Below are 21,401 nucleotides of genomic sequence, written 5' to 3'. Positions count from 1 at the left end.
ATGCACGAGACCACGCTGCTCCTCATCGAAGTCGGCGCGCTGCTTCTCGGCATGAGCCTGCTCGGACGCCTCGCGAACGCGCTCGGAATCTCGCCGATCCCGTTCTATCTGGTCGTCGGTCTCGCCCTTGGCGAGGGCGGACTGATTCCACTCGACGCGAGCTCCGAATTCTTCGAGGCCGGCGCCGAGATCGGCGTCATACTCCTGCTCGCACTGCTCGGTCTCGAGTACACCGCTTCCGAACTCTTCGGGAGCCTGAGGTCGGCGCGCACCGCCGGTCTGCTCGATGCGGCGCTGAATGCCACACCGGGTGCCATACTCGCGCTGCTGCTCGGGTGGGGGCCGATCGCCGCCGTCGCCCTGGCGGGCGTGACCTGGGTGTCGTCATCCGGGGTCATCGCGAAGCTCCTCCGCGACCTCGGTCGGCTCTCGAACCGCGAGACGCCCGCGATCCTCGCGGTGCTCGTCATCGAGGACCTCGCGATGGCGTTCTACCTGCCGGTGCTCTCGGCGCTGGTCGTCGGCGTGAGCCTCTTGCAGGGATCCATCGCGGTAGCGATCGCCGTCGGAGTCGTCGCCCTGCTCCTCTACATCGCGCTGCGCCACGGCCACATCGTGTCGCGCCTCTTCCCGGCCGACCAGCACGAGCCGTTGCTGCTCGGTGTGCTGGGGCTCACGATGCTCGTGGCCGGCATCGCCGCAGAGGTCAGCGTGTCCGCCGCGGTCGGCGCGTTCCTCGTCGGCATCGCACTCTCGGGCCGGGTCGCGGCCAACGCGAGCCAGGTGCTCACTCCACTCCGCGATCTGTTCGCCGCCATCTTCTTCGTCTTCTTCGGTCTCACGACCGATGCGTCCGCGCTCTTGTCGATGCTTCCTGCGGCATTGGCCCTCGCGCTCGTGACGGTGCTCACGAAGCTCATCACCGGCGCGTTCGCAGCCCGCCGCGCCGGGGTCGGTACGCTCGGCCAATGGCGCGCCGGGCTCACCCTCGCGCCCCGGGGCGAGTTCTCGATCGTCATCGCCGGCCTCGCGGTCGGCGCTGGCGTGGCGCCCGAACTCGCGCCGCTCGCCGCGGCCTACGTGCTCATCACGATCATCGCGGGCACGTTCCTCTCGAGGCTGCCCGACGCCAAGTGGTTCCGCGCGGCCGTGCGCAAGCGACGCCCATCACCGGTGTCGAGCCCGACGCCGCCTGCGGCGTGAGTTCCGAAGCGGGTAGCCGGTCGAGCCTGTCGAGACCTCGAGGGGCCGCCGTGCCGTTCGACAGGGTCGATCTGCAGCGCCCGCGGGTTCAGTCGAGCGGCCGGTCGGCGGATGCCGCTGCATCCGCTCGATCGGCGGCGCCGAGGTCTGCGACCGCCGCGAGTTCGGAATCGGATGCATCGGCCGCGGCGAGGAGTTCGCGCACGCGCGGAACCACCTCGGTGGCGTACAACTCGATGCTGTGCATCATCGCCTCGTGCCCCAGCCCTCCGTTGGAGTACTTGAGGTCGAAGCGGGTCGCACCGATCGCGCGCATCGCTCCGGCGATCTTGGTGGCGACCTTCTCGGGCGAGCCCGCATACAGGGCACCGTTCGGGCCGGCCTCGTCTTCGAAGTGCTCACGGCTCACCGGGCCCCAGCCGCGTTCGCGGCCGATGCGATCGATGATGATCTTGTAGTGCGGCCAGAGCGTGTCGAGCGCCTCGTCATCGCGGTCGGCGATGAAACCGGGCGAGTGGATCGCGATCGGCTGCAGCGGATTGCCGAACTGCTGGAGCGCGCGGCGGTAGAGGTCGGCGAGTGGCGCGAACCGGGCCGGGCTGCCGCCGATGATCGCGAGCACGAGCGGCAGGCCGTAGCGTGCAGCGCGGACGACCGATTCGGGGCTGCCGCCGACGCCGACCCAGGTCTTCAGCCGGCCGTGCTCGACGGGTGGGAACACGAGTTGGTCGGTGAGGGGCGCGCGGAGCTCGCCGGTCCACGTGACGGGCTCCTGCGGGAGCAGCGCGGCGAAGAGGTCGAGCTTCTCGTCGAAGAGCTCCTGGTACTGGTTCAGCTCGAAACCGAAAAGCGGGAACGACTCGATGAACGAGCCGCGGCCGAGGATGACCTCCGCCCGCCCGCCCGAGATGCCGTCGAGGGTCGCGAAACGCTGGAAGACCCGCACGGGGTCGTCGGAGCTCAGCACGGTGACGGCGGAGCCGAGGTGGATGCGCTCGGTGCGCCCCGCGATCGCGCCGAGCACGACCTCGGGCGCCGAGACGGCGAACTCCTCGCGGTGGTGCTCGCCGAGACCGAAGAAATCGAGGCCCAGACGGTCGGCGAGCACCGCCTCCTCGACGACGTTGCGCAGCACCTGCGCGTGCGACAAGGGGGCGCCATCGGGCCCGATCGTGACGTCGCCGAAGGTGTCGAGACCGAATTCGTAGCGCTCAGGCATCCTGTTCCCTTCCGTGGTTCCATGCGTCCGCATGCACATGGCGGAACCCCCGTGAGGTCGAGACTATTCCCCGGATGCCTCGCGGTCACGAACCCGGGAATTCCCGCACCAGGCGCCACGTTCACTTCCATGACGACGCATCGATCCGATGCGCCGATGGATGGGAGAATCGAAGCGTGACGGATCGGCCGATCATCGGAATCTACGGCGCGGGCAAGGTGGGCACCGCCCTCGCTCGCCTGCTCGTGGCATCCGGTCATCGCGTACTCATCGCCGGATCCCCGCGCCAGACCGCCCTCGACCTGCTGGTCGAGGTCGTCGCTCCGGGCGCAGAGGTCACCACACCCGAGACGCTGGCCCGCACCGCCGACGTCATCATCGTGGCTGTGCCGTTCGGCAAAGCGGGTACGGTGCCGTGGCCCGAGTTCGACGGACGCATCGTGATCGACGCCATGAACTACTGGCCCCCGGTCGACGGCAACATCGCCGAGATCGACGACGACCCGCGCACGACGAGCGAGATCAACGCCGCCCGCAACCCGCGCGCCCGTGTCGTGAAATCCTTGAACCACCTCGGCTACCACGAGATGGAAGACGACACCATGGAAGCCGGCTCCCCGCTCCGACGGGCACTCGCGGTCGTCGGCGACGACCTCGAAGCGCGCGCCGTCGTCGCCGCGATCATCGACGATCTCGGGTTCGACCCCGTCGACGGCGGAGACCTCACCCACGGCATCGCCCTCGAGCCCGGCCACCCGGCCTTCGGCCGCGAGCTCTCCGCCGGCGAGCTCGCCGCGCTCCTGACGCCCGCCGCGCATCTCGCCGCTTGAGGCACCGGTAGGGTGTGTTGCACCTCACCCGAAGGAGCCTCGATGTCGCGCGCTGTCAGACTCGGACCCGTCGCCGCGATCGTCGGATTCCTCGCCTTCGTCGAATTCACGAGCGGCATCCTGCAGGGCTTCTACACTCCGCTGCTGACCGACATCGCGCGGCACCTCGGCATCCACGACGCCGACGTGAACTGGCTCGAGGGCACGCAGCTCATGCTGTCGGCGCTCGTCGTGCCTGCGTTCGCAAAACTCGGCGACATGGTCGGGCACAAGCGCATGCTCGTCTGGTCGACGGCGGTCACGGCCATCGCCTCGATCGCGCTCGCGTTCACCGACCAGTTCTGGGTGTTCCTCGCCGCGTGGGCGCTGCAGGGCTTCTACGTCGTGTGGCTGCCGCTGGAGATCGCCCTCATCTGGTCTCGGAGTCGTTCGGCCGACCGTCCGGCGGCGATGACACGCAAGGCCGCGGGCCTCCTGGTCGCGGCGCTCGAGCTCGGGGCCATCGCGGGCGCACTCTCCGCGGGCGCACTCGCCGAGGCCCTGCCCATGCAGCTGCTCCTGCTCGTGCCCGCGATCGCCGTGGTCGCGTGCTTCTTCGTCGTGCTCTTCGGGGTGAAGGAATCGCCCGATCTCACAGGCGGAACGCTCGACACGGGCGGTCTCATCCTCATCTCGCTCGCACTGCTCTCGCTCACGGGCGGTCTCAGCTTCATGCGCCTGAACGGGCCGGCCGACCTCCTCTCGTGGGCGCTCGTCGCGCTCGGCGCCCTGCTCGTCATCCCCTTCGCCCGCTATGAGCTGAAGCACCCCGATCCGCTCATCGACGTGCGCCTGTTCCGCCAACCGACACTCTGGCCGGTCTTCCTCACCGCCGGCCTCTTCGGGGTGAGCGTGCTCGGCGCCCAAGCGCCGCTGTCGACCTTCGCGCGAACGGATGCCTCGGTGTACGGTTTCGGTCTGAGCGCGACGACCGGGCAGACCTCCATCCTCGTCGGCGCCTATGTGCTCTCACTCGTCGTCGGCGCGATGCTCTTCCCGCTCGCGACGCGCTGGGTCACGCCGCGTGTCGCGCTCATCGGCGCCAGTTCGCTCGTCGCGGTCGGGTATCTCCTGTTCCTGCCCTTCCACGACGGCTACGTGCAGGTACTCGCGAACATGGTCATCGCGGGCATCGGCTCGGGCGCGCTCGTCGCCGCACTTCCGGCCGCCGCAGCGGCTGCGGCACCCTCGCACCAGACCGGCGTCGCGACCGGCCTCACCAACTCGGTGAAGACCGTCGGCGGGGCGATCGCCTCCTGCGTGTTCGGCATCGCACTGCTCGGAGCAGCCGGCGAGGCAGCCACCGGCACGGCCGGCGCGTTCAGCGGCTACGTCACCGTGTGGCTCGTTTGCGGGCTCACGGCGGCCGTCGCAGCCGTGCTCCTCGCATTCGTGCCGAAACTCGCGTTCTCAGACAGCCCAGTCGCCGAAGCATCCGCCGTGCGCTGATTCCCGAAGATGCGGACTTGGTCGCTTCTGACCTGATCCATGCTTTACTACCTTGCTGTGCTACGGTAGCAGCATGGAAGACGATAGCAAGCTCGCGGCGCTCCGCCGCGGCATGCTCGAACCCCTCGTGCTCGCATCGATCGAAAGTCGGCGCCGCTACGCGGCCGAGATCGTCGCCGCCCTGCGAGAGGCGAAGTTCCCCGTTCAGGAAGGAACCCTCTACCCGCTTCTGAACAGGCTGCGGCGCGACGGGCTCGTGGGGCACGAATGGGAGGAGTCGCCATCCGGGCCACCCAGGAAGTACTTCTCCCTCACCGAAACGGGACGAGCGCAACTCACCGATTTCCGTGACTACTGGCGGACGCTCACTGCAACTCTCGAAACGATTGGACGTTGACGGTGGAACAGACTCGATACATCAGATTGAGCGGACATGCGGAAGCGATCCCTCTGACGGCCGCCGCACACGAGCGTCTCCTTCGATATCTCGAGGACGCCCGCCTGGCGCTGACGTCGGACCCCGACGCGGACGAGACCATCCGCGATCTGGAGGCCTCGCTCGGCGAGCAGATGCGCCACGGCGTCGACGCATCCAGAGACCCGATCAACGATACGCGCATGAGTGAGCTGCTGACTGACACCGGCACGGTCCGCACCCCAGACGACCGGACTGGGTCCTTTCGAGCGCAAGTACGAGGTCCGTTCTGGTGCCGCATCGACCAGGGAAAGTGGTTCGGTGGCCTCTGCCTCGGCATCGCAGCCCAAGGCGAGTTCCGCGTCGACTGGGTGCGCACCATAACCATTCTCCTCGCACTGGTCACCGGCGGCCTCATCGGCATCGTCTACCTTGCGCTGCTCCTCTTCATTCCCCGCGTCGACACGCTCGAGGAATATCGGAACCTCCGCGGTGCCCCGAAAGCGCAAGCAGCTCGGACATAGCCCATCAGCTCTCGGGGCGTGGCACGAGATCGGCACGCTCCCGCCTCATCACCGACGATAGGAAGCGATCGATGCCGGATGCCGCTGATCTGATCCTCACGCTCGAGAAGCTCGCGAGCGACGAAGAGCGTGAGAAGTACACGAAGTACTTCCCGCCCGACCCCGACGCTCCGTTCATCGGGGTGCGCATGGGCGCGGTGTTCGAGCTCGCGAAGACTGCGCTCGACCTGCCGCCCGCCGAACTCGAGCTGCTGCTCGAGCAAGCGACGCACGAAGTGCGCGCGCTCGCCTGCAGCATCATGGGCAAGTCGGGTGCGCGAGCCAAGACCACCGAGGCCCGGCGCACCGAGCTGTATGAGCTCTACCTCCGGCGACACGATCGAATCGACCAGTGGGACCTCGTCGACCTCGCCGCACGCGATGTCGTCGGCGGCTACCTGCTCGAACGCGATCGTGCGCCGCTCGCCGGGCTCGCGGCATCCGCGTTCTGGCCGGAGCGCCGCACCGCGCTCGTGGCGACCTTCGCTTTCCTCCGTCGCGGCGAACTCGACGATGCGTACCGGTTCGCCGAACTCCTCGCCGACGACCCCGAACCGTACGTGCAGAAGGCGCTCGGCTGGGTGCTGCGCGCGGCGGGCGACCTCGACCGGGTACGGCTCACCGCGTTCGTCGACGCACATGCGGCGACCATGCCGAGGGTCGCACTCCGAGCGGCCATCGAACACTACGACAAGCCGGAACGCACTCGAATCCTCGCGCTCCGCTGAGGCCTCGAGGTCTCCCGCGGTCAGGCCTCGCCTGCCTCCGCCGCGCCGAGCGCACTGCGCTGACGTCGACGCGCGCCGAGGTCGGCAATGCCGATCGCGAAGGCGATCGCGACGAGGATCGCGACAGCGAGCATGCCGACGCCGTAGGCGTCGTGGTAGACGGCGAGGTCGGGGGCGCCGTTGGACTCGCGGAAGATCGTCGAATAGAAGAGCGAGAGCGTGACCGCCGTGCCGATCGCCGTGCCGATGCGCTGGCCGAGCTGGCCGACCGAGCCGGCGAGGCCGCCCTGCTTCACGGGGATGTCCATGAGCGTCAGCGTCTGGTTCGGCGAGACCACGAGACCGCCGCCCGTACCGCCGATCACCATCGCCCCCGCCATCGCCCACGGGGTCATCTCAGGCGGCGTCACGATCGCGAACAGCACGAGGAGTCCGATGCCGACGAGCAGCAGCGCGAGACCCCACACGACGAGCGGCCGCCCGATGCGGTTCACGAGCGTGCCGCCGACCCACGACCCGACCGCGCTCATGAGCGCGAAGCCGATGCTGACCATGCCCGCGAAGACGGCTTCGAGGCCGAGCCCGAGCTGCAGATAGAGGGTCGTGAGCAGGAACATCGACGGCATCGCCGCGAAATACACGCTCGCGAGCGCCGTCCCGTTTCGAAACGAACTCACGCCGAAGAGGCTGAGCGGCACGAGCGGGTGCTTGCCGGATGCCGCGTACCGTCGCTCCCACGCGATGAAGCCCGTGATCGCGAAGACGAAGACGACGAGCACCCACCATCGGGCCGGGTCATCGCTCGGCGAACCCGTCGTGAAGAGGAACGGCCACAAGAGCGAGATGACGGTCACCGCGAACAGCGCGAGCCCGACCGGATCGAGCGACAACGGCTTCGTCGACGGACGCCTGGTGACGGGCAACAGCCAGATCGCGGCCGCGATCGCGACGAGCGCGAGCGGCACGTTCATCCAGAAGATGCCGCGCCAGCCGTCTTCGGCGCCCCCGATCGCGATCGCGAGGCCACCGAGCGTCGGCCCGAATGCGGTCGCGAGTCCGATCGTCGCGCCGAACAGACCGAACGCCTTGCCCCGTTCCTTGCCGATGAAGAGCTCTTGGATGAGGCCGAGCACCTGCGGCATCTGGATGCCGGCGGCCACGCCCTGCAACAGCCGGGCGACGAGGAGTACCGTGATGTTCGGTGCGAGCGCCGCGACGAGGCTCGTGATCGTGAACAGGCTGAGCCCGACGATGAACAGGGTCTTGCGCGAGCGTTGGTCGCCGATGCGCCCCGCGGGCACGAGGGTGAGGCCGAAGGTCAACACGTAGCCGGCGACGATGAGCTGCAGCTCGGTGGAACCCGCACCGAAGGCTTCCTCGATCGCGGGGAGGCCGACGTTCACCTTCGACAGGTCGAGGATCGTCAGCGCCGCAACCGCGACGCACACCCAGTACGCGCGCCACCGGTGACCTTCGGGCAGGGTGATCGACCGGGTCTCAGGCGCTTGCGTCATCTGTTCCACCATACGCCCGGGCCACCCGGCGCCGCGGGAGGCGGCCGACGTGACGGCTGCAATGCGGGAAACGTGGTTGCGGTGTTAGCTCGCGTGCCGTACCAGCCGGGTCCTCGACGTTCCAGACGGCGTACGACTGCACGGCATCGAGAGCTCACGCGTCGCTGCGTCGGCCGCTGGAATCACAGCTCGAGCAGAGCGAGACACCGCCGGAAACCGCGACAGCCCTGCTCTCAACGGGGCAGGGCTGTCGCAGCGTATCGGTGGACCCAGGGGGATTCGAACCCCCGACCTTCTCATTGCGAACGAGACGCGCTACCAACTGCGCCATGGGCCCGAGCGAGAAAAAGCTTATCATCTCGCGAGCGTTGACTCGGACCGGCGCGGTCGTCAACCGGCCTGCCGACGGCGGCGCAGCACTGCATCGAGGTCGTCGATGCCGGGCCGCGTGTCATCGACGATGCCCATGCGGGCATACGGACTCGCGGGAGCCTTCTCACGCCCTGCGCCGGCGACCTGCCGAGCACGGTCAGCGGATGCCGCAGCCGGCGCGACCGGTCTGATCGCGGGCACCTCGGGCACGAGCTCGGCGGCCCGACGCGCGATATCGTCGCCAGCCTCGGCGCGCTTCAACTCGGCAGCTGCTTCGATGGAGGCCATCGCCGTCGCAGCGATCGTGCCGCGTGAGAGGTGCAGCGGTCGCGGGAGCGGTTGCGGGGTCCAGCTCTCGGTGATCGGCTCGGCTTCGGGCAGATCGATCGGTTCGAATGACGCGGTTTCGACGGTGCGCACGGGTTGCGCCGCTGCGGTGCGGGCCGGGCGCACGCGCGCGAGTCGGACGACACCGGCGATCGCGAGTACGACACCGAGGGCGCCGGCGCCGGGCGCGATGAGCGTCGCGCCGAACGCAGCGGCGATGCCGCCGGCGACCAGGGTGACCAGCGAGACGAGCAACACGAGCGAGCACAGCGCCCGTTTGCGCCGAAGCGCACGGCGTGCCGCGGCGCCGGTGCGGACCGTGGCTCGTTCGCTCGTCGACGAGCCGGGCTCTTCTGCTGCGGCGTGCGCGACCACGGAGATCGGCTCGGTGACGGCTGCTTTGACGGCGAGCGCTTCGACGGCACGACCACGCGCGGCATCCGCTGCCCCCTCTGCTGCGCGGAACTCGGCGAGGGCCTGCTGCTCGGCGGCCTCGGCGGCGAGCCTGGCCGTTGCCTCGCGCTGCTGCAGGATGCGTTGCTGGGACGCGACCTCGCGCGCCGTCGCCTCGATGCGAACCGGTTCGGGCGTCTCAGCCGTCTCGGCGAGGATGCGGAGGGTCTGCTGGAGACGAACGGCATTGCGCTCGGTCGCGAGGTATTGGCGGCGCCCCAGCCAGCTCGGCAGCAGGTACGCGATCCACAGCGCGGCTGCCACAGCCACGAGCAGTCCCCCACCGATCACGTCCATGGGACAACGCTAGGTCACTGCATGCCTTCAGCCGTACTCGACGCCCGCGTGTTCACCGATCGGCGAGCGGCAGGGGGTGTGCGGATGCCGCGCGGTCCTCTGCGCTCACCCGCGCGACCCCCTCGGGCACCCGCCCGTCACGCCAACGGCGTAGGACTCCATGTGCCACTTCTTCGGACACGAGCGCGAACGCGAAATGGTCGCTCCACACGCCGTCGATGTGAATGTAGCGCCGCCGGAAGCCCTCGTAACGAAAGCCGAGCTTCTCGACCACGCGGAGCGACGGGCCGTTCTCGGGGCGGATGCAGATCTCCATGCGGTGCAGCCGGAGCACGCCGAAGCAGTAGTCGGTCGCGAGCGCGACGGCCGTCGGCGTGATGCCGCGCCCCGCCACGTTCTGCGCGACCCAGTATCCGATCGTCGCCGAGGAGAGTGAGCCGTAGGTGATCGACGACACGTTCAGTTGGCCGACCAGGTCGCCGTCGACTTCGAGGATGAACGCGAGGGCGTGCCCGGTGCGAGTGTGCGCCAGCAGATTTCGAATGCTCGCGCGCGTGTCGATGACCGAGCCGCCGCCCGGATATGTCGCCTCCCACTGCCGCAGCCAACCGCGATTGGCCAGCAGCACCCGCTCGAGCGGCTTCGCATCGCGAACGCGGATCGGGCGCAACGTGACGTCTCCGTCGCGCAACGTGGGAACGGCGACTGCGGGCATGCTCAGACTGTATCGAGTCCTGCGGCGTCCGTATCGAGTCCTGCGGCGTACTCGATGAGCCAGGGCCGCAGCTCGGGTCCGATGTCGTCGCGATCCGAGGCGAGCTGCACGACCGCCTTGATGTAGTCGAGCTTGTCGCCCGTGTCGTAGCGACGCCCTCGGAAGATGAGTCCGTAGACGCCGCCGGTGCCCTCGACGTCGTTCGCCATCGTCATGAGCGCATCGGTCAGCTGGATCTCGCCGCCCTTGCCGGGCGGGGTGTGCTCGAGGATCGCGAACACCTCGGGCTTCAGCACGTACCGGCCGATGACGGCGAAGTTGGACGGTGCGACCTCCTTCGCGGGCTTCTCGACCATTCCGGTGATGCGCACCACGTCGGGATCATCGGTGGACTCGATCGCGGCAGCGCCGTAGAGGTGGATCGAATCGGGGTCGACCTCGAGCAACGCGACGATCGAGGCATCCCTCACGCCCTGCTCCTCGAGCATGCGGGTGAGCAGCGTGTCACGGGCGTCGATGATGTCATCGCCGAGCAGCACGGCGAACGGCTGGTCGCCGACGTGCATGTGGGCGCGGAGCACCGCGTGTCCGAGCCCGAGCGGGTCGCCCTGTCGCACATAGTGCATGTCGGCGAGGCCCGTCGACTCGTTCACCTTCGCGAGCTTGACCGTGTCGCCCTTGGCTTCGAGGGTCGCCTCGAGCTCGGCAACGCGGTCGAAGTGGTTCTCAAGGGCATTCTTGTTGCGCCCCGTCACCATGAGCACGTCGGTGAGTCCGGCGCTGACGGCCTCTTCGACGACGTACTGGATGGCCGGCTTGTCGACGACGGGCAGCATCTCTTTCGGCATGGCCTTGGTGGCGGGCAGGAACCGCGTTCCGAGTCCGGCTGCGGGGATGACGGCCTTCGTGATGCGTGAGCTCATGCATTCGAGCGTATCGGTGGAGGCGGCGCACCACACAGGACCAGCGGCGCGTCAGCCTATGATGTGTGACATGCCCGAGGACCCGGACGTTCAGAAGCGCGTACTCCGCGCGGAGCTCCGCGAGCGGCGGCAGAACATGCCCGCACACGAGCGCGAGCTCGCGACCGAAGGCTTCACCGCTCGGCTCGAAGAGCTCATCGGTTCGACCGGGGCCGAGTCCCTGTCGTGCTATCTCTCGATGCCGACCGAGCCCGACACCCGGCCGTTCGTGAACTGGGCCGAGGCCCGCGGCATCCGTGTGCTGTTCCCTGTGACCCGCGAAGACGGCCTGCTCGACTGGACGGTCGGCGAGGAGGAGACCGAGACGCTCGGCCTCTACGGCATGCCCGAGGCCGTCGGCGAACTGCTCGGCCCGATGGCGATCAACGACGTCGACCTCATCATCGTGCCGGCAGCGGCGGTCGATGCAACCGGCATGCGGCTCGGCTGGGGTCGGGGCTATTTCGACAAGACCCTCGGATCAATGGGAAAATGTCCTCCGGTGTACGCCGTCGTCTTCGACAGCGAGTTCGTCGAGACCGTGCCACGCGAGGTGCACGACCAGCCCGTGAACGGCGTCGTGACGCCCACACGCATCATCGCGTTCTGACCGGCCCGGTGCCGGCGCGCGACCAGAAATCGGAAGAAGCTCCATGCCCACGTATTCATACCGTTGCACCGAGTGCGACAACGCCTTCGACATCCACCAGGCGTTCACCGACGACACGTTGAGCGTCTGCGATGTCTGCGGCGGCAGATTGCGCAAGCTCTTCAACACGATCGGCGTGACCTTCAACGGATCGGGATTCTACAGCACCGATTCGCGAAGCAACGGATCCGGGTCGGGTTCGAAGGCCGGCTCCGGCGGTTCGAGCGGCTCGTCGGAGTCCGGCTCGGGCTCCGGTTCGTCGGGGTCCGGTTCGTCGGGGTCCGGTTCGGGCGGCTCCGGCTCGTCGGGCTCCGGTGGCGGATCCTCCGCAAGCGGTTCCGGGTCGTCATCATCGACGGGCGGCAACTCCTCCGCTAGCGTGGCCTGAAGGAGGCCGCCCACGCGGCCTCGACTCCAGGAGGAACCATGCTCAAGGGTTTCAGGGATTTCATCACGCGAGGCAATGTCATCGACCTCGCCGTCGCGGTCGTCATCGGTGCCGCGTTCACCGCAGTCGTGAATGCGATCGTCGACAGCCTCATCAATCCGCTCGTCGGACTCCTGTTCAACGCCGAGAGCCTCAATGACGCGATGATCGTCGCAGTCGGCGACGCGCAGCTCAAATTCGGCGCCGTCCTCGCCGCGATCATCACCTTCCTCGCGGTCGCGCTCGTCGTCTATCTCGTCTTCGTGCTCCCGATGAACACGTTCCGAGAACGTCAGGCAGCGAAGGCCGCGGCCGGACAACCGACCGACGAGCCACTCACCGAGGCCGAGCTGCTGACGCAGATCCGCGACCTCCTCGCCGAGGCGCGGGGTGGCAGCGGAGCCCACCGCGACTGATCAGGTCTGCTTCCAGTGAGGCGGCCGGTCCCGCGTCAGTCGTTCGTCATCGGATGACGCGGGGCCGGCCTTCTCCGCCTGCGTCGGCGCCGGTTCGTCGGGCCGGTCGACCGGCACCTCGGGCGAAGGATCGGAGCCCGGTGCCGGCGTGAGCCTGGCACGGCGTGCCCGACCCGCGGCACGCTCGACGCGCTGACGTGGCTCCTTGCTCATCGGGGCGCGGCTGCGGCATCCGTCGACCGCTCGGCCTCGGGCCGCCCGAGCAGTGACGCGACCCTCGAGGCGACCGCCTCGGGGTCGCCGAAGAGTTCGAAGCTGTGCACGCGCAGGTAGTGCCAGCCGAGGCGGCGCAGCACGTCGGGGCGCAGTCGGAGCGACTCGCGAAGGCTGAGACCGGCGAGGGCGTCGTCGGTCTCGACGACGACGGCCTTGCCCGCGTTCGCGGCGGCGAGGGCGAGCCGGCCCCGATGACCGACGCTCACCCGGATTCCGCGGCGCTCGAGTCTCCCCGCGAGGTCGCGCAGCATCGACGGCCCGTCACCGGTCTCGCCGGCTTCCGCCGCTCGCTCTTCGGTCTGGGTGAGCACGTTCGCGAGGGCGAGCACGCCGTGGCTCTGCCGGTCTTCGTCGATGTCATCGGGGTGGAACGCCGAGACGAGGTCCATCGATCGCCTGGCGCGGGTCATGCCGACCGCGAGCAGGCGGTCGCCACCCGGTTCGCCGAGCGAGCCGAAATTCGAGAGCAGCCGGCCGTGCGGCGTGCGACCGTAGCCGACGGAGAAGATCACTCGGTCGCGGCTCTGTGCAACGGCCTGCTCGAGCGTGAGCACCGTGAACGGCTCCGCCCGGTCTTTCAGGATGAAGTCGGAGAGGTCGGTGCGCTTGGCGAACGCGGCGAGCACCGACTGGTGCACGCGGGCGGCGTGCCTCGTGCTCGCGGTGATGACCATGAGCGATTCGCGTGGGCGCTTCACCGCATGCTCCATGACGAGTTCGACGACCTTCGCGACCTCGGAGTCGATCGACTCCACTGTGCCGGTCACCGAGTCGGGCAAGCCGTTGCCCGAGACGTAGTGCAGGCCGAGACTGCCGTGGCCGAGGAAGCTGCCCGCCCACGGCAACGACACGATGCGCCCCGCGTAGAAGCGGTTGTTGACGAGTTCGGCGAGGTCTTCGCCGCCCGCCCGGTAGCTGCGCGTGAGCGTGAGGGTGGGCAGCAGCTCGCCGAGTCGGGCGAGGGCCGAGTCGGCGTGCAGGGCGTCGACGCCGTGCTCTGTCACCGGCGCGCCCGTCTGCTCGACGTCGTCGATACCGGTCTCGAAGAGGGTCGGTGTCTGCGTCACGGGGTCGCCGAACGCGACGACCTGCTTCGCACGGCGGATCGCACCGAGATTCTCGGCGATGCTCGTCGCGCCCGCATCGACGAGGATCACCGTGTCGAAGCCGATCGAGTCGTCGATCGCGGCGACATCGTAGGGCGACGCGAGCCAGACGGGGGCGAGCGCGCGGAACAGGTGCGGCGATTCGGCCTGCAGCGCTTCGGGGCGCACGCGGTCGCCACGGAGCATCCGCTTCAGTCGACCTGCCTCGTCGGGGTGGTCGACGAGCGCGACCTTCCAGTTCTCGGCGAGCCGCCACGCGAGTTGCGGCCCGGCGGCGGAGGCATGGGCTTCGTCGACGAGTCGGAAGTCGCTCTCGAGCCGGTCGAGCACCGTCGTGTTCGCACCGAGCAGGGCCTTCTCGCCGGCGAGCACCGATTCCAGCACCGACTGCCACCAGGCGAGTTCGAGCTCGGCAGCGACGGACCGCTCGGGCACATGGCGCTTGGCGAGGTCGAGGAGCAGGGGGTCCAGACCCAGGTCGCGAAGGCGCCCGAGCACCGCGGTGCGTTCCTGCAGGTTGGTGAGCACCTCGGACTCGGCAGCGAGCCCGGAGAGGGTCGAGGTCAGCTCGCGCACCGGTCGGGCGGCGAGCTGCCGCGGCGTGCCGACGATGCCGAGCGGGGCGTCGAGGGCCGCGAGATCGGTGGCGACGTGCTGGAGGGCGACGTGTACGTCGTCGATGCCGACGGGCACGCCGGGGATCGCCCCCGCCTCCGAGTAACGCTGCCAGAGCGTGCGCTGCTGCTGGATGCCGCGGAGGGCGGAGTTCAGGTCGGTGACGTGCACGCCGGGGCGCACGTATTCGAGCGCGTGCCGGCGCAGACGCCGTCGGTTCGCTCCGGACATGCCGGCCGAGTCGCGCCGCGACGAGGTCGCGGCGATGAGTTCGCCGAGCGGCCGGTCGAAGACGGCGGGCTGGAACCGGTCGAGCGTCTCGCGCACGTCGAGGAGCAGCCTGAGGAACACCCCGAGCTCGGCGACCGACTCGAACTCGCGCAAGCGCGTCTGCGCGATGAGCGCCCGGCCGCGATCGAGCAGTCGCGGTAGATCTCTCGCCGAGAGGCGCTTCGCGAGACTGTGCGCATTGCTCGCCTCGTCGGACGAGGTGAAGGAGGCGCCGTACCAGGGGGAATCACCGGGGCCGTAACGGAATTCGCCGAGCGCTGCCGCGCGAGCGAGGTCGCGAGCGACCTCGTCACGGTCGTCGGCGATCGCGACGAGCGCGTGATGGTCGAGCCGGGCGGTGGTCGATGGCGACTCGGGCGCGAGGGCGAGCCGCGCGAGCTCGCTGAGCGCGTCGAGCACCGAGACATGCAGCTCGGGGTCGGCGCGGGTGAGCGCTGTGCGATAGTCGAGGAGCACCTTCCGCAGGCGCACGAGCGCGTCGTCGACGTCGGCGACCCTGGGGCGCTCGGCCTTCTCGTTGCGCGAGATCGACTGGATGAGTTCACGGCGCAGGCCCGCGGTCGTCACCGCGGCTCCGCCCAACCCGACCTGGCCGAGTCGGTGGGCGATGCCGTCGAGGCTCGCCCTGCGGGAGCCGACGACGAGCACGCGCTTGTCTTTCGCGACGAGTGCGCCGATCGCGTTCACGATCGTCTGGGTGCCACCGGTGCCGGGCAGGGTCTTCACGACGACCGAGGTGCCGGCCTCGATCTCGGCGACGGCCTGCTCCTGTTCGGGGTCGGCGTCGAGCAGCAGGGTGTCGGTCGATGGCGGGCGGGCGTCCTGCGCCACCGCGCGCACTCGTTCGCCCGTCGCGGCGATGACGGTCGCGCGAGCAGCGGGGTTGCCGGCGATCGCATCGATGACGGGGTGGTCGAGTTTCGCGGCATCCGCTGCCATCGACGGCCCGACCTCGGCGAACGAGGAGACGACGAGCCGCGGCGCGACGTGGAACCACGGCAGGTGGCTCGTGAGGCCGCGGAGCCGGTCGATCACGGGCTGCGGCTTGAATACGCCGTTGGTGATGGCGAGCGCGACGAACGCCTCGGCGTCGAGCGTGATCTGGAACTGCTCGCGAAGCTCGCGGGCGAGGGCGGGGTTCAGGAACGGCTGGCCCTTGAGCTTCAGTTCGAAGTCGCGGCCGTAGCGACGGATGGCGAGCGGTCGCAACAGCACCGGGGCGAGATACTCTTCACCGGCGTTGCGCCACGACGCGAGCCCGATGGCCAGGTGCACCGACTCGATGCCGCGCACGGAGCGCAACTCGATGCCCTTCTGGGTGATCTCGGCTGCGGCGAGCCGGGCGTTGCGCAGAGCCAGCTCGTCGCGGATCAAGCTCGAGAGCAGGGTCGACTTGCCGGTGATGAACTGCGGCAGGCCTCCCGGGTGCGTCGTCGAGAGCTCGATGCGGGTGCGCGGGGTGTCGACGAATCGAGCGAGCGGCGAGCGGGCGCCCACGCCGGCGAGCTCGCCGTGCCAGCGACGCCACGCGGGCTCGGCAACGTTGCCTGCGACGAGCTCTGGGTCGCCGAGGCTGAGGCTGTCAGGGCTCGTGGTGTCGTGTCGCATGGGATCCGGTGTGAGTTGTTCCGCGGCAGCATCGGTCTCGGGATCGAGGATGTCATCCTCGTCGTGATTCCGATCGAGCCGCCGCACACGGACACCATACGTGGTATCGCGCGGAATCCATGTCAGCATCGCCGCGGAGCGCTGTGTCGAGACCGCGGGTAACGTTGGACGGACCCCGCCCGACCATTCCAGGAGCTCCGATGCGATCCGCCATTCCCCACGACGTGCACGCGATCGCCGACGCCGTCATCCTCGATGTGCGCGAACCGCACGAGCTGGTACAGGCGCGCATCGACGGCACGCTCGACATCCCGCTCGGCGAGCTCGTCGACCGAGTCGGCGAAGTGCCTCGTGACACGACCGTCTACGTGATCTGCCATGTCGGCGGGCGCAGCGCTCAAGCCGTGGCGTACCTCGAGTCGCAGGGCGTCGACGCCGTCAACGTCGAGGGCGGCATCATGGCGTGGCACCGGGCGGGCCTGCCGGTCACCCTCGACGCCCCGACGGTCGAGTAGCGCGAAGCGCGTATCGAGACCCCTCGCAAGGCCTCGACACTTCGCCTGTCGAGGAGCGCGAAGCGCGTATCGAGACCCCTCGCAAGGCCTCGACACAGTCGTGGCTGCGCCACGACGAGGTGCAGCTCAGATCGACGCGAGCTCGAGCCCGTGCGCCGCAGCGACGCCCTCGTTCGTGAGGCGGCCGGCCGTGGCGTTCAGCCCCTTCGCGAGCGCCGGGTCGGCGGCGAGCGCGCCCTGCCAGCCGAGATCGGCGATCTGCAGCGTGTACGGCAGCGTCGCGTTCGTGAGCGCAGGAGTCGAGGTCGCGGGCACCGCCCCGGGCATGTTGGCGACGCAGTAGTAGATCGCGTCGTGCACGCGGAACGTCGGCTCGGTGTGCGTGGTCGGGCGTGAACCCTCGAAGCATCCGCCCTGGTCGATCGCGATGTCGACGAGCACCGAGCCCGGCTTCATCGCGGCGACCATCTCGTCGCTGACCACCTTCGGTGCCGCGGCGCCCGGCACGAGCACCGCGCCGACCACGAGGTCGGCGTCCTTCAGTTGGCGCGCGATCTCGTACGGCGACGACGCCAGCGTGTGGATGCGGTGGTCGTAGCGGGCGTCGATCTCGCGCAGCTTCGGCAATGAGATGTCGAACACGGTGACGTCGGCGCCGAGGCCGAGTGCGGTCGCGGCCGACTGCTCACCCGCGACGCCGCCGCCGATGACGACGACCTTCGCGGGCGAGGTGCCCGGAACGCCCGCGAGGAGCACGCCGCGCCCACCCCGCGAGGCGAGCAGCTCGGCGGCACCGACCTGCGGCGCGAGGCGGCCCGCGACCTCGCTCATAGGCGTGAGGAGCGGCAGCGAGCGGTCGGCGAGTTGCACGGTCTCGTACGCGATCGCCGTGACGCCCGAGTCGAGGATCGCCCGCGTGAGCGGCAGGTCGGCCGCGAGGTGGAGGTACGTGAAGAGCGTCAGGTCGTCGCGCAGGAAGCCGTACTCGGCGGCGATCGGCTCCTTGACCTTCAGCACGAGGTCGGCCGACCACGCCTCCTCGGCGGTCGCGACGATCGTGGCGCCCGCGGCGGCGTACTCGGCGTCGAGGTAGCCGGCGCCCGTGCCGGCTCCGGCCTCGATCGCGACGTCGTGACCGCGCCCCGCGAGCGCGTGCACCCCGGCGGGCGTCATCGCGACGCGGAACTCGTTGTTCTTGATCTCTGCGGGCACGCCGATGCGCATGGGTTGCTCCGATAACTGTGGGCCGAATGTCGTGATGACGAGTGCCATTATTTTCGCCGCTTGTTCGATTGTCCGAAAGATCAACCGCACAGAATTCGGTAGAATGGATGCATCCGCTGCACTCATTCGAATCAAGGATATCCCGATGCCCGATGCACCGCAGATCAGCGCACCCGGCGCCGAACCGACGCCGGTCGTGCTCGATGCTGTCGACCGTCAGATCATCGCCCGGTTGCACGAGAACGCCCGCACGCCGAACGTCGACCTCGCGCGCGCCGTCGGAATCTCCCCGTCGACCTGCCTCGCTCGGGTGCGGTCGCTGCGCGAGCGCGGGGTCATCGTGCGCTATACCGCCGAGATCGACCCCGCCGCGCTCGGCTACCATCTGCAGGCGCTCGTGAGCGTGCGCATCCGCCCTGGCGCCCGGCACCTCATGGAGCAGATCTCCGACGAACTGCGCACCCAACCCGAAGTCGCGCAGCTCTTCTTCCTCGGCGGCTCCGAAGACTTCCTCATCCATGTGCGCGTGCGCGACAGCGATCACGTGCGCCAGTTCGTGCTGAAGAACCTCTCGGCGAACCCGGCCGTCGCCCTCACCGAGACGAACCTCGTCTTCGAGCACCACACCGCGCTCTCCGCGGGGCTCCGCGCGGTGATCTGAGCGGGCACACCGAATCGACGACAGATGCCTCGAGCTCTCGCCAGCCGCGCCATCCGGTCATATCGTTGACGCCATGGCGCCCACCGAGATCGTCGCTCCCATGCTCGCCAAGGCCGTGCCGACCGTGCCCGAGCCCGACTCCGTTGCCGGCGGTCTCGCCTACGAGCCGAAGTGGGACGGCTTTCGCGGCATCGTCGCATTCGACGGCGAGCACGTCGAGATCGGCAGCCGCGGGGCGAAGCCGCTCACTCGGTACTTTCCCGAACTCGTGGAGGCGTTCGCTCGCATGCTGCCCGGGCCGTGCGTGCTCGACGGCGAGATCGTGGTCGCCGCCGGGCCGGCCGGCAGCGCGCGCCTCGATTGGGAGGCGCTCTCCCAGCGCATCCATCCCGCTGCGAGCCGTGTCGAGATGCTCTCCCGAGAGACGCCCGCGATGTTCGTCGCCTTCGACCTGATCGAGGAGGCCGGCGTCTCGCTCATCGACGAGCCGTTCTCCGCACGCCGGGCCGCACTCGAACGACTCGTCGGCGAACTCGGCGACCCGATCAGCTTGACCCGCATCACGAGAGACGTCGCGCTCGCGCGTCGCTGGTTCGAGGAGTTCGAGGGCGCCGGGCTCGACGGTGTCGTCGCCAAGCCGCTCGCGGCACCGTACTCCCCCGGCAAGCGCGTCATGCTGAAGGCGAAGCACCACCGCACCGCCGACGTGGTCGCACTCGGCTACCGCATCCACGCCTCGGGCAACGGGGTCGGATCCATCCTCCTCGGCCTGTACGACGACTCCGGGCAGTTGCGCAACGTCGGCGGCATGTCGGCATTCAGCAACGCGCGGAGACTCGAGTTGATCGACGAACTCAAGCCCTACGTCGTCCGCGACGACGACGGCGGGGCCGTTACCGGCGAGACCGAGCGCAGCCGCTTCTCATCGGGCCGCGACGTCTCCTTCGTGCGCCTGCGCCCCGAGCTCGTCGCCGAAGTGCGTTTCGACCAGCTCGAGGGCGAGCGTTTTCGGCACACGGCCCAGTTCGAGCGCTGGCGCCCCGATCGCGAGCCCCGCTCGTGCACATTCGAGCAGATCGATCGTCCGGTCGCGTACGACCTCGGCGAAGTGCTCGGCTGAATCTGATCGCCTGAACCGTCTCGGGCTCCGCGAGTAGCATGCGCCCCTCGAAGGGTCAATCCCCTGTCGATGCCGACTCCGCGCGCGTACGTTCGAAGATGTCGGCTCCGATGCCGCAGCCGACTCGAACGAGGAGTACACACCGATGAGCGATCCCGCCCCTTCCGTATCGCGCCCGGAGGACGAACTCGACCAGGCCGTCTATGCCGTCGAGCAGCACCAGCAGGCCGAAGAAGACGCCGACCCGAACGAACAGGTCGTCGTCCGCGACCCCGAGACGGGCCGCACGAGCGAGGAGCCGGCACAATGAGCTCGATCCTCGACGAACCCGCACACGATGAGCGTGCCCGGCGCTCGCACGGACTTCCGCCGATCGGACTCTGGTGGCCGATGCTCGAACGCCCGCTGCAGATGGAAGTGCTCGAGAACCTCGATGCACCGCTCCGAGCCGTCGTCGTACGCCGCATCTTCGAGCTCTGCGAGCTCGAGCCCGGGAGCACCCCGAACCTCGGCGTGCGGCTCGGCGAGAACGAGCGCGCGTACATCGCCGGCTGGATGCACGCAGCCGACTGGGACTGACGCCGATCCGACTGACGCCGATCCGACTGACGCCGATCAACGGCGGGTCGGGCGCTGAGCGGCGCGCGCCCGCGGCAGACTCGACCCGTGAGCGCGACAGCAGAGCCCGAGCGAACGTACGGACGGGATTCAGTCGAGTTCGCACGAACCTTCGCGTTCCTCGACGCCGTCTACGCCATCGCGCTGACCCTGCTCGTCGTGAACATCGACCCGCCCGCGGCATCCGACTGGAAGAGCCCGACGACCCTGCTCGACAGCGGACTCGGCTGGCAGCTCCTCGGTTTCGCGATCAGCTTCGCGGTGATCGCGGTGTTCTGGCGGGTGAATCATCGCATCGTCGCCGGCTTCGACGCGATCACCTCGGCCACCATCGTGGTGAGTCTCGTGGCGATCGCCTTCGTCGTGCTCATCCCCTTCTCGACGCAGGGCATCAGCGACTCCGAGACCGCCGACCAGCCCCTCGCGGTGTCGGTGTACGCGCTGAACATCAGCGTGGCCGTATTGGCCCAGGCCGCGGTCTTCTTCGTGGCGCGTCGCGATGGCGTCCTGAAGGATCCCCTCCCGCGCCGAGCCGACACCGTCAAGCTGCTCGACACCCTGACGACTCCGGCTGTGTTCCTCGCCTCCATTCCCATCGCGTACCTGTTCGGCACCGATTGGGCGCGGTACACGTGGGCGCTCCTCATCGTCATCAGTCCGCTCACCGGGAGATGGGCGGCGCGTCGAATCGCGCGGATCCGGGCTTCGGCGAGCGCGCATCCGTCAACGCCCGTCGGCACGCGCTGAACCCTTCGCCGTGCAGCGGAACCGTCCACGAGTGTCTGCGAG

At 69.0% G+C, this 21,401-nt stretch carries 23 protein-coding genes and 1 tRNA gene; 15 read left to right on the top strand and 9 right to left on the bottom strand.

What is annotated here, in order from left to right; all coding sequences use genetic code 11:
* Complete coding sequence (locus AC1C2S_RS14145) at positions 1-1,203, top strand: cation:proton antiporter (protein WP_495353150.1); 1,203 nt, start codon at positions 1-3, stop codon at positions 1,201-1,203.
* Between the two features lie 88 nt (positions 1,204-1,291).
* On the opposite strand, the gene AC1C2S_RS14140 is transcribed toward AC1C2S_RS14145, so the two are convergent.
* Positions 1,292-2,422 carry an LLM class flavin-dependent oxidoreductase gene (locus AC1C2S_RS14140; RefSeq protein ID WP_495353149.1) on the bottom strand — a complete coding sequence of 377 codons (1,131 nt, stop codon included), beginning with the start codon at positions 2,420-2,422 and terminating at the stop codon, positions 1,292-1,294.
* A gap of 176 nt (positions 2,423-2,598) precedes the next feature.
* Here AC1C2S_RS14140 and AC1C2S_RS14135 point away from each other — a divergent pair, with 176 nt between their 5' ends.
* From AC1C2S_RS14135 to AC1C2S_RS14115, 5 genes are all read left to right on the top strand, one after another.
* Positions 2,599-3,252 carry an NADPH-dependent F420 reductase gene (locus AC1C2S_RS14135; protein ID WP_495353148.1) on the top strand — a complete coding sequence of 218 codons (654 nt, stop codon included), beginning with the start codon at positions 2,599-2,601 and terminating at the stop codon, positions 3,250-3,252.
* A gap of 42 nt (positions 3,253-3,294) precedes the next feature.
* Positions 3,295-4,740: an MFS transporter gene (locus AC1C2S_RS14130; RefSeq protein WP_495353147.1), complete on the top strand. Its 1,446-nt coding sequence runs from the start codon at positions 3,295-3,297 to the stop codon at positions 4,738-4,740.
* Between the two features lie 73 nt (positions 4,741-4,813).
* Positions 4,814-5,137: a PadR family transcriptional regulator gene (locus AC1C2S_RS14125; protein WP_495353146.1), complete on the top strand. Its 324-nt coding sequence runs from the start codon at positions 4,814-4,816 to the stop codon at positions 5,135-5,137.
* A gap of 2 nt (positions 5,138-5,139) precedes the next feature.
* Entirely contained in the window at positions 5,140-5,679 is a 540-nt protein-coding gene (locus AC1C2S_RS14120; protein ID WP_495353257.1) for a PspC domain-containing protein, read from the top strand.
* 71 nt (positions 5,680-5,750) lie between these two features.
* A complete protein-coding gene (locus AC1C2S_RS14115) occupies positions 5,751-6,446 on the top strand; it encodes a DNA alkylation repair protein (RefSeq protein WP_495353145.1) in 696 nt (231 codons plus the stop codon).
* A gap of 20 nt (positions 6,447-6,466) precedes the next feature.
* Here AC1C2S_RS14115 and AC1C2S_RS14110 read toward each other — a convergent pair whose 3' ends face one another.
* The 5 genes from AC1C2S_RS14110 to AC1C2S_RS14090 form a co-directional block, all read right to left on the bottom strand.
* Complete coding sequence (locus AC1C2S_RS14110) at positions 6,467-7,960, bottom strand: MFS transporter (RefSeq protein ID WP_495353144.1); 1,494 nt, start codon at positions 7,958-7,960, stop codon at positions 6,467-6,469.
* A 264-nt stretch (positions 7,961-8,224) separates the two neighbouring features.
* Positions 8,225-8,297, bottom strand: a tRNA-Ala gene (locus tag AC1C2S_RS14105).
* A 53-nt stretch (positions 8,298-8,350) separates the two neighbouring features.
* Entirely contained in the window at positions 8,351-9,409 is a 1,059-nt protein-coding gene (locus AC1C2S_RS14100; RefSeq protein ID WP_495353143.1) for a hypothetical protein, read from the bottom strand.
* Positions 9,410-9,461: 52 nt separating this feature from the next.
* Positions 9,462-10,124, bottom strand: a complete 663-nt coding sequence (locus AC1C2S_RS14095) for a GNAT family N-acetyltransferase (protein WP_495353142.1) — start codon at positions 10,122-10,124, stop codon at positions 9,462-9,464.
* A gap of 2 nt (positions 10,125-10,126) precedes the next feature.
* Positions 10,127-11,047 carry a UTP--glucose-1-phosphate uridylyltransferase gene (locus AC1C2S_RS14090; protein ID WP_495353141.1) on the bottom strand — a complete coding sequence of 307 codons (921 nt, stop codon included), beginning with the start codon at positions 11,045-11,047 and terminating at the stop codon, positions 10,127-10,129.
* Positions 11,048-11,117: 70 nt separating this feature from the next.
* On the opposite strand from AC1C2S_RS14090, the gene AC1C2S_RS14085 reads away from it, so the two are divergent.
* The 3 genes from AC1C2S_RS14085 to mscL are packed head-to-tail and all read left to right on the top strand — an operon-like array spanning position 11,118 to position 12,578.
* A complete protein-coding gene (locus AC1C2S_RS14085) occupies positions 11,118-11,696 on the top strand; it encodes a 5-formyltetrahydrofolate cyclo-ligase (RefSeq protein WP_495353140.1) in 579 nt (192 codons plus the stop codon).
* 43 nt (positions 11,697-11,739) lie between these two features.
* Entirely contained in the window at positions 11,740-12,123 is a 384-nt protein-coding gene (locus AC1C2S_RS14080) for an FmdB family zinc ribbon protein (protein ID WP_495353139.1), read from the top strand.
* 38 nt (positions 12,124-12,161) lie between these two features.
* The gene (mscL, locus tag AC1C2S_RS14075; protein ID WP_495353138.1) at positions 12,162-12,578 is read left to right on the top strand and encodes a large conductance mechanosensitive channel protein MscL; all 417 of its coding nucleotides are present in this window, start codon (positions 12,162-12,164) and stop codon (positions 12,576-12,578) included.
* Here mscL and AC1C2S_RS14070 read toward each other — a convergent pair whose 3' ends face one another.
* Both AC1C2S_RS14070 and AC1C2S_RS14065 read right to left on the bottom strand, forming a co-directional pair.
* Entirely contained in the window at positions 12,579-12,791 is a 213-nt protein-coding gene (locus tag AC1C2S_RS14070; RefSeq protein ID WP_495353137.1) for a hypothetical protein, read from the bottom strand. It lies immediately after the preceding gene.
* Positions 12,788-16,474, bottom strand: coding sequence for an AAA family ATPase (locus AC1C2S_RS14065; protein WP_495353136.1), 3,687 nt, complete (start codon positions 16,472-16,474; stop codon positions 12,788-12,790). The genes AC1C2S_RS14070 and AC1C2S_RS14065 overlap by 4 nt, the downstream gene beginning before the upstream one ends.
* 200 nt (positions 16,475-16,674) lie before the next feature.
* Between AC1C2S_RS14065 and AC1C2S_RS14060 the strand changes: the two genes are divergently transcribed.
* Positions 16,675-16,989: a rhodanese-like domain-containing protein gene (locus AC1C2S_RS14060; RefSeq protein ID WP_495353135.1), complete on the top strand. Its 315-nt coding sequence runs from the start codon at positions 16,675-16,677 to the stop codon at positions 16,987-16,989.
* A gap of 126 nt (positions 16,990-17,115) precedes the next feature.
* Here the strand turns inward: AC1C2S_RS14060 and ald are convergent, their stop codons facing one another.
* The gene (gene ald / locus AC1C2S_RS14055) at positions 17,116-18,213 is read right to left on the bottom strand and encodes an alanine dehydrogenase (RefSeq protein ID WP_495353134.1); all 1,098 of its coding nucleotides are present in this window, start codon (positions 18,211-18,213) and stop codon (positions 17,116-17,118) included.
* A 145-nt stretch (positions 18,214-18,358) separates the two neighbouring features.
* On the opposite strand from ald, the gene AC1C2S_RS14050 reads away from it, so the two are divergent.
* The 5 genes from AC1C2S_RS14050 to AC1C2S_RS14030 all read left to right on the top strand — a co-directional run bounded on the left by AC1C2S_RS14050 (position 18,359) and on the right by AC1C2S_RS14030 (position 21,359).
* Positions 18,359-18,874: an Lrp/AsnC family transcriptional regulator gene (locus AC1C2S_RS14050; protein WP_495353133.1), complete on the top strand. Its 516-nt coding sequence runs from the start codon at positions 18,359-18,361 to the stop codon at positions 18,872-18,874.
* Between the two features lie 73 nt (positions 18,875-18,947).
* On the top strand, positions 18,948-19,994 hold the full coding sequence (locus AC1C2S_RS14045) for an ATP-dependent DNA ligase (RefSeq protein WP_495353132.1): 1,047 nt from the start codon (positions 18,948-18,950) through the stop codon (positions 19,992-19,994).
* 145 nt (positions 19,995-20,139) lie between these two features.
* Positions 20,140-20,304 (top strand): hypothetical protein, encoded by a 165-nt coding sequence (locus tag AC1C2S_RS14040; RefSeq protein ID WP_495353131.1) that lies wholly within the window; start codon positions 20,140-20,142, stop codon positions 20,302-20,304.
* Positions 20,301-20,573 carry a hypothetical protein gene (locus tag AC1C2S_RS14035; RefSeq protein WP_495353130.1) on the top strand — a complete coding sequence of 91 codons (273 nt, stop codon included), beginning with the start codon at positions 20,301-20,303 and terminating at the stop codon, positions 20,571-20,573. The genes AC1C2S_RS14040 and AC1C2S_RS14035 overlap by 4 nt, the downstream gene beginning before the upstream one ends.
* Before the next feature lie 87 nt (positions 20,574-20,660).
* Positions 20,661-21,359 (top strand): TMEM175 family protein, encoded by a 699-nt coding sequence (locus tag AC1C2S_RS14030; protein ID WP_495353129.1) that lies wholly within the window; start codon positions 20,661-20,663, stop codon positions 21,357-21,359.
* Positions 21,360-21,401: the final 42 nt, after the last annotated feature.

The organism is Agromyces sp. Y782 (assembly GCF_059445405.1).
Note: the sequence above shows the minus strand (reverse complement) of the source record. Positions and strands in the feature narration are given on the sequence as shown.

Coding starts and splice junctions, on each gene's coding strand:
- AC1C2S_RS14085 (WP_495353140.1), top strand. CDS start 11,118: ATGCCCGAGGACCCGGACGTTCAGAAGCGCGTACTCCGCGCGGAGCTC.
- AC1C2S_RS14070 (WP_495353137.1), bottom strand. CDS start 12,791: ATGAGCAAGGAGCCACGTCAGCGCGTCGAGCGTGCCGCGGGTCGGGCA.
- AC1C2S_RS14080 (WP_495353139.1), top strand. CDS start 11,740: ATGCCCACGTATTCATACCGTTGCACCGAGTGCGACAACGCCTTCGAC.
- ald (WP_495353134.1), bottom strand. CDS start 18,213: ATGCGCATCGGCGTGCCCGCAGAGATCAAGAACAACGAGTTCCGCGTC.
- AC1C2S_RS14100 (WP_495353143.1), bottom strand. CDS start 9,409: ATGGACGTGATCGGTGGGGGACTGCTCGTGGCTGTGGCAGCCGCGCTG.
- AC1C2S_RS14115 (WP_495353145.1), top strand. CDS start 5,751: ATGCCGGATGCCGCTGATCTGATCCTCACGCTCGAGAAGCTCGCGAGC.
- AC1C2S_RS14125 (WP_495353146.1), top strand. CDS start 4,814: ATGGAAGACGATAGCAAGCTCGCGGCGCTCCGCCGCGGCATGCTCGAA.
- mscL (WP_495353138.1), top strand. CDS start 12,162: ATGCTCAAGGGTTTCAGGGATTTCATCACGCGAGGCAATGTCATCGAC.
- AC1C2S_RS14130 (WP_495353147.1), top strand. CDS start 3,295: ATGTCGCGCGCTGTCAGACTCGGACCCGTCGCCGCGATCGTCGGATTC.
- AC1C2S_RS14050 (WP_495353133.1), top strand. CDS start 18,359: ATGCCCGATGCACCGCAGATCAGCGCACCCGGCGCCGAACCGACGCCG.
- AC1C2S_RS14045 (WP_495353132.1), top strand. CDS start 18,948: ATGGCGCCCACCGAGATCGTCGCTCCCATGCTCGCCAAGGCCGTGCCG.
- AC1C2S_RS14140 (WP_495353149.1), bottom strand. CDS start 2,422: ATGCCTGAGCGCTACGAATTCGGTCTCGACACCTTCGGCGACGTCACG.
- AC1C2S_RS14090 (WP_495353141.1), bottom strand. CDS start 11,047: ATGAGCTCACGCATCACGAAGGCCGTCATCCCCGCAGCCGGACTCGGA.
- AC1C2S_RS14035 (WP_495353130.1), top strand. CDS start 20,301: ATGAGCTCGATCCTCGACGAACCCGCACACGATGAGCGTGCCCGGCGC.
- AC1C2S_RS14060 (WP_495353135.1), top strand. CDS start 16,675: ATGCGATCCGCCATTCCCCACGACGTGCACGCGATCGCCGACGCCGTC.
- AC1C2S_RS14095 (WP_495353142.1), bottom strand. CDS start 10,124: ATGCCCGCAGTCGCCGTTCCCACGTTGCGCGACGGAGACGTCACGTTG.
- AC1C2S_RS14065 (WP_495353136.1), bottom strand. CDS start 16,474: ATGCGACACGACACCACGAGCCCTGACAGCCTCAGCCTCGGCGACCCA.
- AC1C2S_RS14110 (WP_495353144.1), bottom strand. CDS start 7,960: ATGACGCAAGCGCCTGAGACCCGGTCGATCACCCTGCCCGAAGGTCAC.
- AC1C2S_RS14040 (WP_495353131.1), top strand. CDS start 20,140: ATGAGCGATCCCGCCCCTTCCGTATCGCGCCCGGAGGACGAACTCGAC.
- AC1C2S_RS14145 (WP_495353150.1), top strand. CDS start 1: ATGCACGAGACCACGCTGCTCCTCATCGAAGTCGGCGCGCTGCTTCTC.